The organism is Indibacter alkaliphilus LW1, from assembly GCF_000295935.2.
GTDB lineage: Bacteria > Bacteroidota > Bacteroidia > Cytophagales > Cyclobacteriaceae > Indibacter > Indibacter alkaliphilus.
On the sequence record NZ_ALWO02000037.1, the window covers coordinates 159606 to 175397 of the forward strand.

Genomic DNA, 15792 nt, shown 5'->3' on the forward strand with positions numbered 1-15792 from the left:
TTGTAAGACGGTTTTTTGAAAATTATAATTTAAGGTGCTTGATGATTTTGGAATAGAGGTTATCCGGATTAAATGGTTTGGAAATAAAATCATCCATTCCCACCTCTTCCAGTTGATCCTTGACATCTATCAGAGAAGATGCTGTAAGGGCAATTACAGGAGTAGATTTTTTCTTAGGTTCATTTGAATTCCTAATGTGCTCTGCCACCTCAAAACCATCTACATGCGGCATCTGTAAGTCAAGCAGAACCAGGTGAAACTGTCCTCTGTCAAATTCCGAAATGGCCTGAAGTCCATCTTCGGCAATGACAATTTCTCCAACTCCCCACTTTTTTAGGAATTTTTTGATCATAATTTGATTGACCAAATTATCCTCAGCAACTAGGATACTTGCTCTTTCAAGATTTTTGCTCAAACCATTTCCAGGCTTGAGAACCTCAGATCTATTATGATCTATTTTATCAAAATCAATTGCAAAAGTAAAAATACTCCCGCCACCTTCTCTCTTTAAGGCATAGATTTCCGAATCAAAAAGATTGACTAAACGCTTGACTATAGCAAGCCCCAAGCCTGTGCCCCCAAATTTCCGGGTTGTTTCTGCACTGGCTTGCGTAAAAGCCTCAAAGATAGAGTCCAATTTTTCTTTCGGAATGCCTATCCCTGTATCTTCAAACTTAAAATTCAACTTAATCTTTTTTGAAGAATCTTCAAGCAATTCTACCCCAATTCTTACAAAACCCTTCTCTGTAAATTTAACAGCATTGGAAATCAGGTTATTGATCACTTGCCCCAGGCGGACAGGATCTCCAAGAATTTTATCAGGTATCCGCTCATCATAGACAAATTGAATATCAAGGGACTTTTCTCTGGCCTGATACGAATAAGAGTGAATAATTCTATTTACAACGGTTTTGAGCTCAAAAGCGACACTTTCCAACTCCACTTTACCGGAATCAATCTTGGTATAGTCGAGAATATCATTGATCAATCCCAGTAAATTTTCTGCAGAAAACTGAAGGGTCTTGAGGTTTTCCATTTGATCAGGTCGGGGGTTTTCCTCAAGAAGCAAATGTGACATCCCGATCACAGCATTCATCGGAGTTCTGATCTCATGACTCATGATGGATAAAAACTGGGACTTCACCATAGAAGCCTGCTCTGCCTTTTCCTTGGCAAGCAAGAGCTCTTTTTGAGCCCTTCTCAACTTGGTAATATCTCTAGCAATCCCGTTGTAGTAAACCTCCCCCTCTTCCGACCGGATCAATCTGCCATTGGAGCTGAAAACCCTGCTTTCACCATCTTTTCGTCTAAGCTTAAATTCCAAGTATTGGTTTTCTTCCAGAAATTTAATCTTGTCTCTTTCAAACTCGGCAAGAGCCTTCGAATCGTCATGAAACACAAACTCCTGCAAATTGCGCTGGATTACTTCTTCTACTTCATAGCCTAAAAACTGCTTTACATTGGGAGAGACATAAGTAAACTCCAAATCAAGATTCATAGAGTAAATGATTTCCGTGGACTCTTCTACCAATTTTCTGTATTTCTCCTCGTTCTTTTTTAGGTTTACTTTTGCTTCATATTCTTCATTGATATCCCTTAGTATTCCGAGTGCGTACTCCACCTCTCCCCCATAAAAAATAGGGCGAATTGTCATTTCGTAGACCCTCCTTTTGTAAACCATGTTTTTTTGGACGATCTCCTTCAAAAGTAAAGCCCTGGTCACTGCAGGTTGGATTTCTTTAAGATTGGTTTTATGAACTTCTTTTAAGGTCTTTCCTTCAAAATCCTTAGAAGTCATACCCCAAGCAGAAAGTGTGGTACCTTCAGCTACAATATATTTCAAATCCCTGTCAATCAGAAAAACAGAAGTCAGAGGGATATTGGAGGCCAGTACCCTGTACCTATTTTGGCTACGTATGATTTCTTCTCTCGTTCTCTTTCTTTCAGTAACATCCTGGATCAAACCTTCGTGAAGCAGAATATTACCACTTTCATCCAAAATTTCGCTGGACTTATCCTCAACCCACCTGTAGGTACCATCTTTTTTCTTCAATCTGTACTCACCCGAATAAGCGGGAATCCCTTCTTTCTTCCTATTGCTGAAATGCTCCTCTATCAAATCCTCCGCATCATCAGGGTGTATCAAATCCATAATGCTAGTTCCCTTTTGGGTAAGTTCATCCGCATCATAGCCAAACTGCCTGATATTTTCAGAAACATAAACGAACTTGAAATTGTCGTTGGGATCAACTGTAAACAAAACAGCTGGGCTATTTTCAACCACCATTTTAGCCCGCTTAGCCAATGCTTCTTGTCTATGCAGAAAAGAGAGGTTCCGGATTACAAAGGAATAACCAATCTTAATTTGCTCATCATTCATAAAAGCCTGTACCGACACCTCATATGGCTGTACCAGGCCATCCCTTGATTTTAGGTTAAGCTCTTTTTTGTAAACTTTGGTAAGTTTCAGTTTTTCAAGTGATTTTTTGACATTGACATTTTCAGAGCTCAAAAACTCAAATAGGTCAAATATCTTCCCATTGAAGAATTCGGTATTTTTGATTTTACATTCATTTTTAGCAGCCCTGTTCATATACAGGATATTCCAATTGTTGTCCGTTACAAAAATCGGATCATCTACCTGGGCCAAAATCTGAGACTGTAATTTTAGATAATTCTCCGCATCCCGCTTGTGCGTAATGTCAGAACAATATCCATAGACTTCCAGTTTACCGAGGGAATCAGATTCTTTGACATGTATGCTATAATCAATATGCTTTTCCTTCCCCTCAGCAGTGACTATACTAAACTCTCCGGATGTGGTAGTTTTTTTGGCTTTCGCAAGTTTGGCATTTTGCAAAATCTCCTGTATGTGATCATCTTTGAGCCTTTTCAGTAATTCTTTTGGGTTGGCTGAACTCTCTCCTTCATTTATATCAAAAATCTTATTGAATCCTTTGGAGAAATAAATCCTGTTTTTGGATTCACTTAAACGCCATGAACCTGACTTGGCCAGTATTTCCGTACTTTCCAAAAGACGCTCATTTCTTTCCAGGCTTTTACGGATGGCCCTGTTGATAAGGCTACCTGCATAAATATCTCCCAATTGACGAAGAACATACTCATCCTTTTCAAACCAGTCTCTTTTTTGTTTGACTGCATCCAGCCCAAAGAATCCTATCAGTCTGTTTTCAGAAAAAATAGGAATCAGAATAACGGATTTGATACCTTGTTGTTGGTAGACTTCCTTTTCCAGAGAAAAGCGCTCTTCCATCAAATCCACGTCAGGTATAATGAGGATTTCTCCCTTTCTCAACTCCTGCATGGTCATCGCATCCTCATCTATGGGGATGGTCTTTACATAGGGCATTTGTGGATCTATTCCATCGTTGGTCCACTCATAAGCATATTCTAAGATCTGAAGATCGTCATGGACAAGAAAAAGATAGGCCCTGTCAGCTTTCTCAAAATCCCCCAGCATTTTTAAGGAGAGATTGAAAATCGCATCTAACCTATGAATGTCTGCATTGACAAACCTTGCGGAGATTTGATTAATGAGGATTTCAAGCTCATACCTTTTCTGAAGGGATTTTTTAGCCAAGTAATAGTCAGTCACTTCCCTGGCACTGATCAGATACCCTTCTATACTTGGTTCATTGACCAGGTTTTTGGCATAGCTTTCTAAAAAAATCCGATTTCCATCTGCCTTGGTGATCCAAAGGTCGATCTGAACTTCATCCTCCGCTTGTTTGAGCGATTCAAAATCCCCATTGACAAACTCAATTACGCCTTCAGCAATAAAATCCTCCAGGGATTTGCCTATCACACGTTCAGGCTTGGTTCCCAACTTGTCAATTGCTGCTGAACTTACGGATTTAAAAACCCCCTCTTCATCAATGATCACCAGAATATCATGGCTATTGCGCATAATGGTCTTGACAAATCCCAATTCCTGTTGGGATTCCAGCATCAGAGACTGCTGGGCATTGGTCCCCATGAAAGCACTTAGAGAAATTTGCTGCTTACCTTTAGCCAGGCAATACCTGATATCCGTATTGGAGGAGAGATTGACAAAAGACCAATGAAACTTCTGTAAAATCCCATCTTTATTTTTGAGTGTTCTCAGAAAATCCAACTTGGGCATTTCCCCCGAAAGAAAAAACCTGTACAATTCATTCTGGCTTGCACCACTGTTAACAAATTCCTGCCACCTATTGAATCCAAAGAAAAAATTGTCCAACCAGTATTTATTTACAAAAACTATCTGATCTTCACCAAAAACCATCATAGGTTCTTGTACTTCATCAAAAAAACTGAAAACAGAAATGTCTAATTTCTCAAAATAAGCCATGCAGTCCTGTAAAACTAAGTGGGGATTAAAATAATTATGGTTTTATTTAAGGGTTAAGTTGGTTTAGCAATCTAAAAATATTCATTGGATTTCCATAATACTAAAATAAATTAAAATGTTAAGAACAAAGCTGACACTACTCGTATTGTCATTGTTTTTCAGCCAGGCAATATTGGCTCAAAAACCTGACCGGGTCAATATCACTGATCTGACCAAAATTGTAAGCACCACCTCACATGAGATACTTCCCGATGGGAGGCAAGCAGTATTTGTAAAAAACAATATTGACGAAAAAGGCAATGAAGATTACAGCTACAAATCCCAACTTTGGATAGTGGATCTTGTGGCACCCTATGAAATGAGGGCTTTGACTTCTTCGGAATACAACATTTCCTCATTTTCGATCTCACCAGAAGGAAATAAAATAGCATTTGTTAGGCCTAAGGACGGCAAGGCACAAATCTGGATCCTTCCTCTTCGTGGCGGTGAAAGCCAAGTAGTCACTGAGGAGAAAAACGGCGCATCAAACCCGGTTTGGTCGCCAGACGGTAAAAAAATCCTATTTTCAAGCAGCCATCCTATTTGGCAGCTAGATGGAGAACCTACCTGGGAAGTACAAAGACCCGGCAGGTCACACAATGATGAACCTAACTACAAAGCAATCAATGCCGGTTCAGCGAAAGAAGAGGTAAAACCAAACCCGGACGGAAGTATTGAGGAGTTGAGGGCTTACTTAGCAAAAAACAATGCCAAAGGTGACCCAAAAGTTATTGATAGATTAAACTTTCTTGGAGAAAGAGACCTTAATCCAGAACTGAGTTTTGCTCATTTGAACATCCTTGATTTGGAATCCGGCAAAACGGAGAGAATTACAGATGGTTTTCAAAGCTATTTTGGAGGAAGCTGGTCTCCTGATGGAAACTACATTTTGGCTTCCAGTCTGTTGAATGAAGAACATCCAGACCTTACTCGCTTAACAGAGATCTGGAAAATAAACCTATCTGACAAATCCACGGAGATATTTTTTGCGCTTGAGGACCATAGTGTGGGGGCTCCTGTTTTTTCACCAGACGGGAAATGGATACTCTTCAGAGGTATGAACATGGATGAACCTTCCTATAATATGTCTATGCTTGGAGCCATAAAGCCTGATGGAAGCGGTTTCAAATGGCTTACTGAGCCATTAGATAGAAGCATTGGTTCAGGAAAATGGGGAACCAACAGCCAAGATATATTCTTTACAGGCTCTAATGAAGGTGGTGTTTCCCTATGGAAAGTCAATGTAAACTCAGGTAAAACCGATCCTATTATCACAGGACCTAAGGGAGTAACAAGCTTCGATATCAAAGGACAAAACTTAATATATGCCCTTACTCAAATAGAGAATCCTTCTGAAGTATACCTAGCTGACTTATCCAACAAAAATCCAAAGCAGCTTACCAGATTCAATGAATCTTGGCTTGCGGGAAAAAAAATATCAAAGCCTACTGCTCATAAGCTTCAGACAGAGGATGGGTTTACAGTCGATTACTGGGTAATGGAACCGATAGATAAAAAAGAAGGTGTAAAATATCCGACTATATTAAATATGCATGGAGGGCCCTCGGCCATGTGGGGACCTGGCGAAGCGTCCATGTGGCATGAATTTCAGGTAATGGCAGCCAAAGGTTACGGCGTAGTCTATGCCAACCCTAGAGGCAGTGGAGGTTACGGTAAAACCTTCCAAAAAGGCAATTTCCAGAACTGGGGGGATGGTCCAGCTGCTGATGTCTTAGGCTCTTTGGATGCTGCCATGGCTCAGTATAATTGGATAGATGGAGAAAATTTAGCACTAACAGGCGGCTCTTATGCAGGTTACCTGACCGCTTGGATAGTTGGACACGACCACAGGTTCAAGGCAGCATTTTCACAAAGAGGTGTTTACGAACTGACATTCTTCTTAGGAGAAGGCAATGCCTGGAGATTGGTACCCAATCATTTTGGCTATCCCTGGGAGGAAGGAGTAAAAGAAATCCTGGATTACAATAGTCCTCAAACCTATGTTCAAAATATCCAAACCCCACTTTTGATCAAACATGGTGACCAAGACCTTAGAACAGGAGTAAGACAATCAGAGCTGCTCTACAAAAGCCTGAAAATACTTGGCAAGCCTGTAGAGTATGTCAGGTATCCAGAAGAAGGTCATGAACTTTCAAGATCAGGAGCCGTGCATAGAAGGATAGATAGAATGGCAAGAATCATTGAATTCTTTGAAAGATATGTTGAACACCCTAACCAATAATTATGAATTGTAAAAATGCTTTAAGAGGACTGCTTTGTTTGTTTTTCCTCTTAATGGTTTCGATACCTGAAAACTTCGCACAGGACAAAAAAGCGATTTCCTGGAAAGATGTTCCTTCTTGGAAATCTATTTCACCAGGTTCTGTACAATACTCTCCAGATGGACAATGGATAGCCTATGGAATGGTCCCGGTAGAGGGAGACGGTGAAGTAATCATCCAGCATACTTCAGACCCAAGTAAGAAAAAAGTGTTCCCCGTAGGATCGTCGAGTAACCCGACTATTTCATTTTCTGAAAACGGAAGATGGGTTGCATTTAAGGAATATCCCAAAGAAAAAGACAGGAAAGCTGCTTCAAAAAATGGAGGAAAAAGTTTAAAAGAAAAACTAATTCTCTTGGACCTACAGAGTGAATTCAAAAAAACTGAATACGATAATATCGCTTCGTTTGCTTTCAATGGCACATCTTCCAGTCATTTGGCCATTAACTTGAGTAAGGAAGGTGCAAATGGTGATGCCAAAGGAGCTGACCTTTTGATCATCGACCTATCTGACATGAAGCCCCACAATATTGGGAATGTTCTGGAATTTGCCTTCAATAAAAAAGGAGATTACCTGGCTTACACCATTGACGCTGCAAACAAAAGCGGAAATGGAGTGCACCTGTACCAGCCTACACAGAGAATCACAAGGATCCTGGAGTCTGACAAGGCAACTTACCGCTCCATCAAATGGACTGAAAAAGGTGATGCCTTTGCTTTGCTTAAAATGATGGAAGACAAAGCCTACAAGCAGGATCAAGGAAAGGTAATCGGAGTAAAAAATCTCCCGAACCCTGAATTGGTACTTTATGATCCAAAAGCAGATTCTTCTGCTTTCCCAAAAGATTTTACAATCAGTCCAAACCGTCAGCCTATGTGGTCGGAAGATCTGACCAGATTGTTCTATGGCATCCATCCATTGGTAGCTGCCAAAAAGGATGAAAAAAATGAGGAAAAGAAAGAGGAGGAGGAAAAAAAGGAAATTTCTGAAGAAGAAAAGTTGGAGAGAATAAAGTCTGATTCCACGATCAAGTCACTCTCTGATCTTCAATCAGCCATTGCCAAACTGGACAGTACTAAAAAGAAAAGTACTGATAATAAAAATGATGCTACCAAGCCCGATATGACGATCTGGCACTGGAAAGACAGCAGGTTGCAATCCAGGCAGCAAGTCCTGGAAAACCAGGATAAAAACTACAGTTTCTGGGCCATGTATGATGTTGCCAAAGCACAGCATATCAGCCTGCAGGACAGCAGTATGAAAGAGCTGAGTATACTCCCAAAGCAAAAGTATGCTCTTGGTTCTGACATCAAAACATACGAACTGGATATCAACTTGGATGGTCAAAACTATCTGGATTTCTACGTGGTGGATCTCAGCAATGGAGAAAGAAAAGAGCTTTTCAAAAAATTCTATCAGCCTAACTACAATTCCAGGCCCCGTGCCTCTGAAGACGGCACCAAGTTACTGTATGCAGAGGATGGGCATTTCTATATTTATGACCTGAGGACAGGACAAAAAACAAATATCACAGCAAATATTCCTACCTCGTTTGTCAATGAAGAAGATGATAGAAATGTAGAAAAACCTATGAATGCTCCTTTGGGTTGGAGTTCTGATAGCAAATATGTCCTGCTCAGAGACAATTGGGATATCTGGCAGGTACCTGTAGTCGGCAAAGGTACGGCAGTTAACCTTACCCAAAATGGCAAAAAGGATAAAATCCGCTACCAATCCAGATACTCGCTTGATCCGGAGGAAAAAGGTATAGACCTAGGCAAAGCAGTTTATATTCGCATGTATGGTGAAAACACCAAAAAAAGTGGGATAGCTATATTAAAGCCTTCAAAATCAGGTCTAAATGCAGGTGCAGAGGTTTTGATTTGGAAAGACATGAATGTAGGGAGACTCTCCAAAGCTAAGAATGCAGACACTTACTTTATCACCATGGAGAATTTCAGCACCCCCACAGATTATTTTGTAACCAATGCAAATTTGGATTCTCCTAAAAAACTGACCGCAAATGCACCTGAGTCAGATAAATATGCTTGGTCTCCTGGAGTGAGATTGGTGGATTATGTATCTGACAAAGGCGACAGCTTGCAGGCCGCTCTCTTCCTACCTGCAGGATATGAGGAAGGAAAGAAGTACCCTACACTTGTTTATTATTATGAAAAACTATCCCAGACACTTCACAATTATTCCAACCCGGGATTCTCGGGTACAGGTTGGAACCCGGGGGTTTACACCAGTAATGGATATGCTGTTTTGATTCCGGATATCGTCTATACCTTGGATGATCCTGGTATGTCTGCAGTATGGTGTGTGCTTCCAGCTGTCAAAGAAGCTTTAAAAACCGGAGTGATAGACGAGGGAAAAATGGGACTTCATGGACATTCGTGGGGTGGATACCAGACTTCCTTCTTGATTACCCAAACAGACATGTTCAAGGCAGCAGCAGCAGGTGCTCCATTAACCAATATGGTCTCCATGTATGACCTGATTTATTGGAATACAGGTGGAGGTAACATGGCCATTTTTGAAGCTTCTCAGGGAAGATTCAGGGGTGGACCTTGGGAAAACTGGGATTCCTATCTTCGAAACTCACCTGTGTACCATGTGAAAAATGTACAGACTCCGCTCTTGATGTTACACAATGACAAAGACGGCGCAGTGGATTTTACGCAGGGTATTGAGTATTACAATGCACTGAGAAGACTCAAAAAACCTGTAATCATGGTACAATACAAAGGTGAAAACCATGGTCTAGGGAAATTGGAAAATAGGAAAGATTACAGTGTAAGGATGATGGAGTTTTTTGATCACCACCTCAAAGGAAACGAAGCTCCAAGGTGGATTTCCGATGGTATTGAAAGGCTTAAATTAGAGACACACTTGGAAAAAAGAGCTTTCTAAAACTCTTTCAAAACCATGCTAATACAACTAATTTAATTAAAAATTAAATTATTTCGATATATAATCAATAAAAATACCCAAAACTGGGTATTTTTTTCACCAATTAAATTCATTATAATTGATGATCTTTTTGGGTTAACTCAAAAAGGTGTTTAAGTTCAAAAAGGGTTATCCCCGAAAAAACAAAAGCCTCTGTATGTTACAGGGGCTTTTTTTTGGAGTGGTGGAGCCATCTAGAATGAAAACATGGGAAAGATCAGGGAAAGTTGTCCCACTCAACATTTTTTGCTTTCCAGCCGCCACTTTTGATAAAAATCATGGGTAGCAAACAGATAAAAAAGCCTCTGTCAAAAACAGAGGTCTTTTTACAATTACCGAAAACAAAATCTTTCTTTCAGATTATATCCACCCTCCACCAAGGGCCAAGTAAAGTCTGACATTTGTTTGAAGCTGAGACTTTTTGAGCTCTATCAATTCGATTTCTGACTGCAAAGCCCTGCTTTGCGCGTTGAGTACTTCCAGGTAATCCGCATAACCAACTCTAAACATGATATTGGAATTATCCACAGATCTTTTCTGCACCTCGACCTCGTAAGATTTGAGCTGCAATTGCTCATCATATGTCCTAAACTCATTGATCAAATTCAGAATTTCGAGATAGCTTTTGAAAACAGTTTGTTCGTATTCCAAAATGGCTATTTTCTGAGAAGCTTTAGCAGTTTCCATTTCCATTCTGATCTTGTTCCTATTAAAAACCGGTGCTGTCAACCCTGCCCCTAGTTGATAAACCATGGATGCAGGGCTGAAGAACAATTTTCCAAAATCAAAAGCATTAAAGCCTGCCATTCCACCTAAATTTATACTGGGGAAAAAAGCCGCCCTGGCAGCGTTCAAATCTGCCTTGGATGCTATAAGTTCTCTTTCGGCCATTCGGATATCAGGCCTCATCCGGAGAAGGTCAGCAGGTACTCCAAAAGCTACCAACTCAGTATTTTCAAAAGCAGTATCCAGTACAGTCCTTTCATGCTCCATCACATAGCCGCCCAACAAGCGCGTGAGCTGAAGTTCCGTGGTTCTCATTTCCCTTTGTCTTTCAATCAATAAGGCTTTGGAATTGAGCATCAATGCCTCAAATTGATCTACAGCCAATTGGTTTTCTTTACCAGACTCCTTCAGGTCTTTAGATAAATTCACCGCTTTTTCCTGCAGCTCTATATTTGAGGTTAAAATCCTAAGCTCCTCATCCAAAGCCACAAGCTGGTAATAATGCAAAACAACCTCTCCTATCAACCAGGTTTTGACATGATTGGCCATTTCTTCAGAGGCTAAATACCTTTCAAATGCAGCCCTTTTTCTGTTTTTTAATTTTCCCCAAACATCAATTTCCCAATTGAATTGGGCACCGAGAATAAAATCTCTGTAAGGATCAGGTATCAACTTGTCTTCTGGTACGGTAGGGGAAAGATTGGAATCAGTATTCCCTACTCCATCCATGGTATACTCTCCAAATCTCCTCGACATTGCACCTGCAATACCATTGATTTCAGGTAGTAAACTTCCCCTTGCTATACCTAAGTTTGCCCGTGCAATTCTGATTTTTTCCAGAGTTTTCAGGTTATCCTGGTTATTTTCTAAAGCTACCCTGATCAAAGATTTTAAGTTTGGATCTTCAAAGTAGTTCTCCCAATTGATCATGGCTACATTTAGACTTGACTCTGCTTCAAGGGATTCATTTAGGTAATTTCCCGGAAGGTCTTCCAAATGCGGTGTGGACACTTCAGCTACCTTGCAGGATGCAAACAAATGAACCAACACCAATGCAATACCTAATTTTGATTGAAATAATGTTTTCATGATGCTGTAACTGGTTTTGATTTCTCGACTGATTTTTCTTTAATCTTGGATCCAATGGTTTCAAATACCACAAACAATCCAGGGATCAAAAACACCCCTATTAAAGTCCCTATCAACATTCCCCCAGCGGCGGCAGTACCTATGGTCCTATTCCCTATCGCTCCTGCACCACTAGCGATTGTCAAAGGAATCAAGCCAGAAATAAACGCAAAAGAAGTCATCAAAATAGGTCTAAGCCTTTCCACTCCCCCATTGACGGCTGACTTCAAAATTGAGTAACCCCTTTTCCTATTTTGTAAAGCAATCTCAATGATCAGGATGGCATTTTTTCCCAATAGTCCAATGAGCATGACCAAGGACACCTGAGCATAAATATTATTTTCCAATCCGGTAATTTTGAGAAATAGAAAAGAACCGAAAATCCCTGCCGGTAGGGATAGTATTACTGGTAGGGGAAGGAAATAACTTTCATACTGAGCAGCCAAAAGTAGATAAACGAAAACCAAACATATCAGGAAGATGTAAACTGCCTGATTTCCTGAAGCAATCTGCTCTCTGGTAATTCCAGACCAATCTATATCATATCCTCTCGGGAGAGTTTTCAAGGCCACATCCTCCACGGCTTTAATTGCATCACCCGAGGAATAGCCTTCAGCAGCATCACCATTGACCATTGCCGAGGTAAACATGTTGTATCTGGTAATTTGCTCAGGACCATAAACCCTTTCCATGCTGAGAAAATTGGAATACGGTACCATTTGTCCCCTGGAGTTTTTGGTGTACATATTCAGAATGGATTCTGGCGACGTCCTGAATTCAGGAGATGCTTGTATCATGATTTTATACATCTGCCCATACCTGATAAAATTACTGGAATAGTAACTTCCTACGTAGCTCTGAAGGGTTTCCATCGCATCCACCACAGACACCCCAAGTTTTGCTGCCTTGTCGTGGTCTACGAGCAATTGATATTGGGGAAAATTGGCTTCAAAACTGGTAAATACCTCTTTCAGCTCCGGTCTGTTATTGAGCTCTTCCACAAAAGACTGGGATATTTCAGCAGTTTTTTCAAGGGAACCACCTGTTTTGTCCTGAAGTCTCAGTTCAAATCCTGATGCATTTCCAAAGCCTGGAACCGGAGGGGGAGCAAAAAACTGAATTTCAGCTCCTTTGATATGTGCAACTCTTTTCTGGTAATCTCCGATCAATTGATTTACGCTTCTGTCCCTATCTCCCCAATCTACCAAATTGACCATCCCCATTCCATAGGAAGCTCCGGCAGTTTCTGTTAGCAAACTATAACCTGCAAGTGTGGAAATTGTCTCCACCTCCTCCAAAGGTAGAAGGCTGGCCTGAACCTGATCCATGATTTCTGAAGTCCTTTCCACAGTGGCACCGGGAGGGGTAGTCACGTTTACATAAATCATCCCTTGGTCTTCATTTGGAATAAAACCAGTGGGAACTACGGCCATACCCCCATAAGTCAAGACCAAAAACAAAAACAAAACTCCAAGAGTAACAGTCCTTCTGTGGGCAATAAGGTTTAATATATTTGAATATTTGCGTGAAAGGAGATCATATTTTTGGTTGAATTGATAAAAGAACTTCTGGAGCAAGCCTTTCTTGGGGTTATGTTCTACATCTGATGGCTTCAGCAACATGGCACATAATGCAGGTGATAAGGTCAATGCATTGATTCCTGAGATCACGATAGCGATGGCCAATGTCAATGAAAACTGCCTGTAAAAGATCCCCACAGGACCGGACAAAAAGCTCACCGGTACAAACACAGCTGACATCACCAAGGTAATTGCTACTATGGCCCCGCCAATTTCTTTCATGGCGGCAATGGTCGCATCCATGGCGTTCATCTTGAGTTCATGCATTTTCACATGGACTGCTTCCACTACCACTATGGCATTGTCCACCACAATCCCAATGGCCAATACCAAGGCAAACAAGGTCAATAGGTTGATAGAAAATCCAAACAGTTGCATAAAGAAGAAAGTCCCAATTAAGGATACCGGTACTGCTATCGCAGGAATAAGGGTTGACCTGAAGTCCTGCAAGAAAATAAACACTACAAGTGATACTAATAAGAAGGCTTCAATCAAGGTTTTGATTACCTCAAAAATCGAAGCATCCAAAAACCTGGAAACATCATAGGAAACATTGTACTCCAATCCAGGGGGAAATGAACTTTCCTGAAGCTCTTCCATTTTGTCCTTTATATTCTGGATGACCTCTTTGGCATTTGAGCCAGGCCTTTGCTTGATCATTATGGATGCTGAAGGCCTTCCATCAGTCATGGAAACCATATTGTAATCCTGAGAATCAAACTGAACTTCAGCAACATCTTTAAGTTTGAGCAGTGAACCATCAGGAAGTGACTTCAGCGTGATATTTTCAATATCTTCTTCTTGGTTGAACTTCCCCGTGTATTTGAGGACATACTGAAGGGCCTGTGGATCCCTATCAGAGGAAATTCCTGATTTCCCAGGTGCGGCTTCCACATTTTGATTTCGAATGGCCTCTGTCACATCCTGAGGGGTCAATCCATAAGCCACCAACCTGTCCGGGTTGAGCCATACTCTCATTGCGTAATCCCGGGAACCCATGATTTGGGCGAAGCCCACCCCATCAATCCTTTTCAGCTCAGGCAGTATATTGATATCAGCAAAGTTGAAAACAAATTTTTCGTCTTGAGTACTGTCTGAAGTCATCAGATTGAGGTACAAAAGCATAGAGTTAACCTCCTTCTCTGTCTGTACGCCAGCCCGGATTACTTCCTCCGGCAATTCATCCAAAACAGTAGCCACACGGTTTTGAACATTTACAGCCGCTTGATCGGGATCAGTTCCTACTTCAAAAACAATGTTGATCAGTGATATTCCATCATTTGTATTAACTGAAGTCATGTAACTCATCCCCGGCACTCCATTGATGGCCCTTTCCAGAGGTGTGGCAACAGCCTTGGCCAAAACCTCTGCATTGGCTCCGGTATATTTGGCTGTTACCGTAACTGCCGGCGGTACAATTTCAGGGAATTGGGTGATTGGCAGAGAAGTCAATGACAAAAGCCCTAATAAGGTGATGAAAACCGAAATCACTGTGGAAAGTATCGGCCTTTTGATAAATAGTTCTAGCATCTTATGGGAAGTTTAAGCTTTGAACAATGTATCGTACACCTCATTTTCAGGAGTCAGTTCAGGAGAGATTTCCATCCCGTCTTTGACTTGCTGAATACCTTCATAAATGATCCTGTCTCCTTCCTCAAAACCATCCGTAATGTAGAATAGACCAAATCGCTGCAAAGGCTTGAAGCTTCTGACCCTTACTTTATTTTCCTTATCTACCAAGTACACATAGCTGTAATCCTGGATTTCAAAAGTTGCTTTTTGAGGAATGAGAAATATGCCCTCCAATTTATCCTCCATCTGCACTTTTCCACTCGCACCATGTTTGATCAATTGATCAGGATTTGGAAACCTAACCCTCAAAGCAATTGAACCTGTTCCTCTTTCAAAATCTGCTTCCATGGTCTCAAAAACTCCTTTATGGGGATAAACTTCTCCATCCGAAAGAATCAGGGAAATTTCTTCACTGATAGAATCAGTACCAACCTTATCTCTCATGTATTGCAGGTACTCATTTTCATTGATCTTGTAATAAGCAAACACCTCTGAGATGTCGGTAATGTTGGTTAATAAATCACCAGCAGTAACCAAACTTCCGGTCTTAAACGGAATCCTATCCACAATCCCGTCAAATGGTGCCTTAATAGTGGTATAGGAAAGGCCGGTCCTGGCATTTTTCAACATGGATTCAGCCTCGGCGATAGCTGACTCAGCTACTGCTTTTCGGGATTTTGCCAATTCCAACTCAGAGCTTGAGATGATATTTTTTTCCACCAAAACTTTGAGTCTGTCAACCTCCAGTTGTGCTCCTTTGGCTTCCGCTTTTGCCTGCAGCAATTTGGCATTTGCTGAGTTGACTATCTCATTAAATTCATTTGAGCTCAGCTGGAAAAGGTTTTGTCCTTTTCGGACAAATTGACCTTCATCCACAAAAATTCTATCGACAAAGCCTTCTACTTTGGCCCTGACTTCTACAAATTGGACTGCCTGAATATCACATACATAAGTTTTGGGGACATTCACTTCCATTGGTTTTAGCTCCATGATGGGAACTAAAACGGGTTGTGTACTTTGGTTTTTGCCAGTTCCGCTACTACAAGAAAATAACGTAGACAATAAGACATATAATAATATGTTCATCGTAAAAGCCAAGACAGGGTAAAACCTATCAAAGCTCACTTTGAAGTAATAATTGTTCATAAAATAAGAGAT

The 15792-nt window shown here is 40.8% G+C and carries 6 protein-coding genes; 2 read left to right on the forward strand and 4 right to left on the reverse strand.

Features of this window, described 5'->3' with window-relative positions; all coding sequences use genetic code 11:
• Window positions 1-22: 22 nt before the first annotated feature.
• Complete coding sequence (locus A33Q_RS13225) at window positions 23-4351, reverse strand: PAS domain S-box protein (RefSeq protein ID WP_009033330.1); 4329 nt, start codon at window positions 4349-4351, stop codon at window positions 23-25.
• Between the two features lie 115 nt (window positions 4352-4466).
• On the opposite strand from A33Q_RS13225, the gene A33Q_RS13230 reads away from it, so the two are divergent.
• Entirely contained in the window at window positions 4467-6632 is a 2166-nt protein-coding gene (locus tag A33Q_RS13230; RefSeq protein ID WP_016255243.1) for a S9 family peptidase, read from the forward strand.
• Window positions 6633-6634: 2 nt separating this feature from the next.
• Window positions 6635-9589, forward strand: a complete 2955-nt coding sequence (locus A33Q_RS13235) for a S9 family peptidase (protein ID WP_009033332.1) — start codon at window positions 6635-6637, stop codon at window positions 9587-9589.
• A gap of 399 nt (window positions 9590-9988) precedes the next feature.
• Here the strand turns inward: A33Q_RS13235 and A33Q_RS13240 are convergent, their stop codons facing one another.
• Genes A33Q_RS13240 through A33Q_RS13250 form a run of 3 tightly spaced genes read right to left on the reverse strand, consistent with a single transcriptional unit; the run spans window position 9989 to window position 15780 of the window.
• Window positions 9989-11443, reverse strand: a complete 1455-nt coding sequence (locus tag A33Q_RS13240) for a TolC family protein (RefSeq protein WP_009033333.1) — start codon at window positions 11441-11443, stop codon at window positions 9989-9991.
• Window positions 11440-14592, reverse strand: coding sequence for an efflux RND transporter permease subunit (locus A33Q_RS13245; RefSeq protein WP_009033334.1), 3153 nt, complete (start codon window positions 14590-14592; stop codon window positions 11440-11442). Before A33Q_RS13245 ends, A33Q_RS13240 begins: the two co-directional genes overlap by 4 nt.
• Window positions 14593-14604: 12 nt before the next feature.
• On the reverse strand, window positions 14605-15780 hold the full coding sequence (locus tag A33Q_RS13250) for an efflux RND transporter periplasmic adaptor subunit (protein ID WP_016255245.1): 1176 nt from the start codon (window positions 15778-15780) through the stop codon (window positions 14605-14607).
• Window positions 15781-15792: the final 12 nt, after the last annotated feature.

Bases quoted from the DNA above. Each gene is read 5' to 3' on its own strand.
- A33Q_RS13225 (WP_009033330.1), bottom strand. From the start codon at position 4,351: ATGGCTTATTTTGAGAAATTAGACATTTCTGTTTTCAGTTTTTTTGAT.
- A33Q_RS13230 (WP_016255243.1), top strand. From the start codon at position 4,467: ATGTTAAGAACAAAGCTGACACTACTCGTATTGTCATTGTTTTTCAGC.
- A33Q_RS13235 (WP_009033332.1), top strand. From the start codon at position 6,635: ATGAATTGTAAAAATGCTTTAAGAGGACTGCTTTGTTTGTTTTTCCTC.
- A33Q_RS13240 (WP_009033333.1), bottom strand. From the start codon at position 11,443: ATGAAAACATTATTTCAATCAAAATTAGGTATTGCATTGGTGTTGGTT.
- A33Q_RS13245 (WP_009033334.1), bottom strand. From the start codon at position 14,592: ATGCTAGAACTATTTATCAAAAGGCCGATACTTTCCACAGTGATTTCG.
- A33Q_RS13250 (WP_016255245.1), bottom strand. From the start codon at position 15,780: ATGAACAATTATTACTTCAAAGTGAGCTTTGATAGGTTTTACCCTGTC.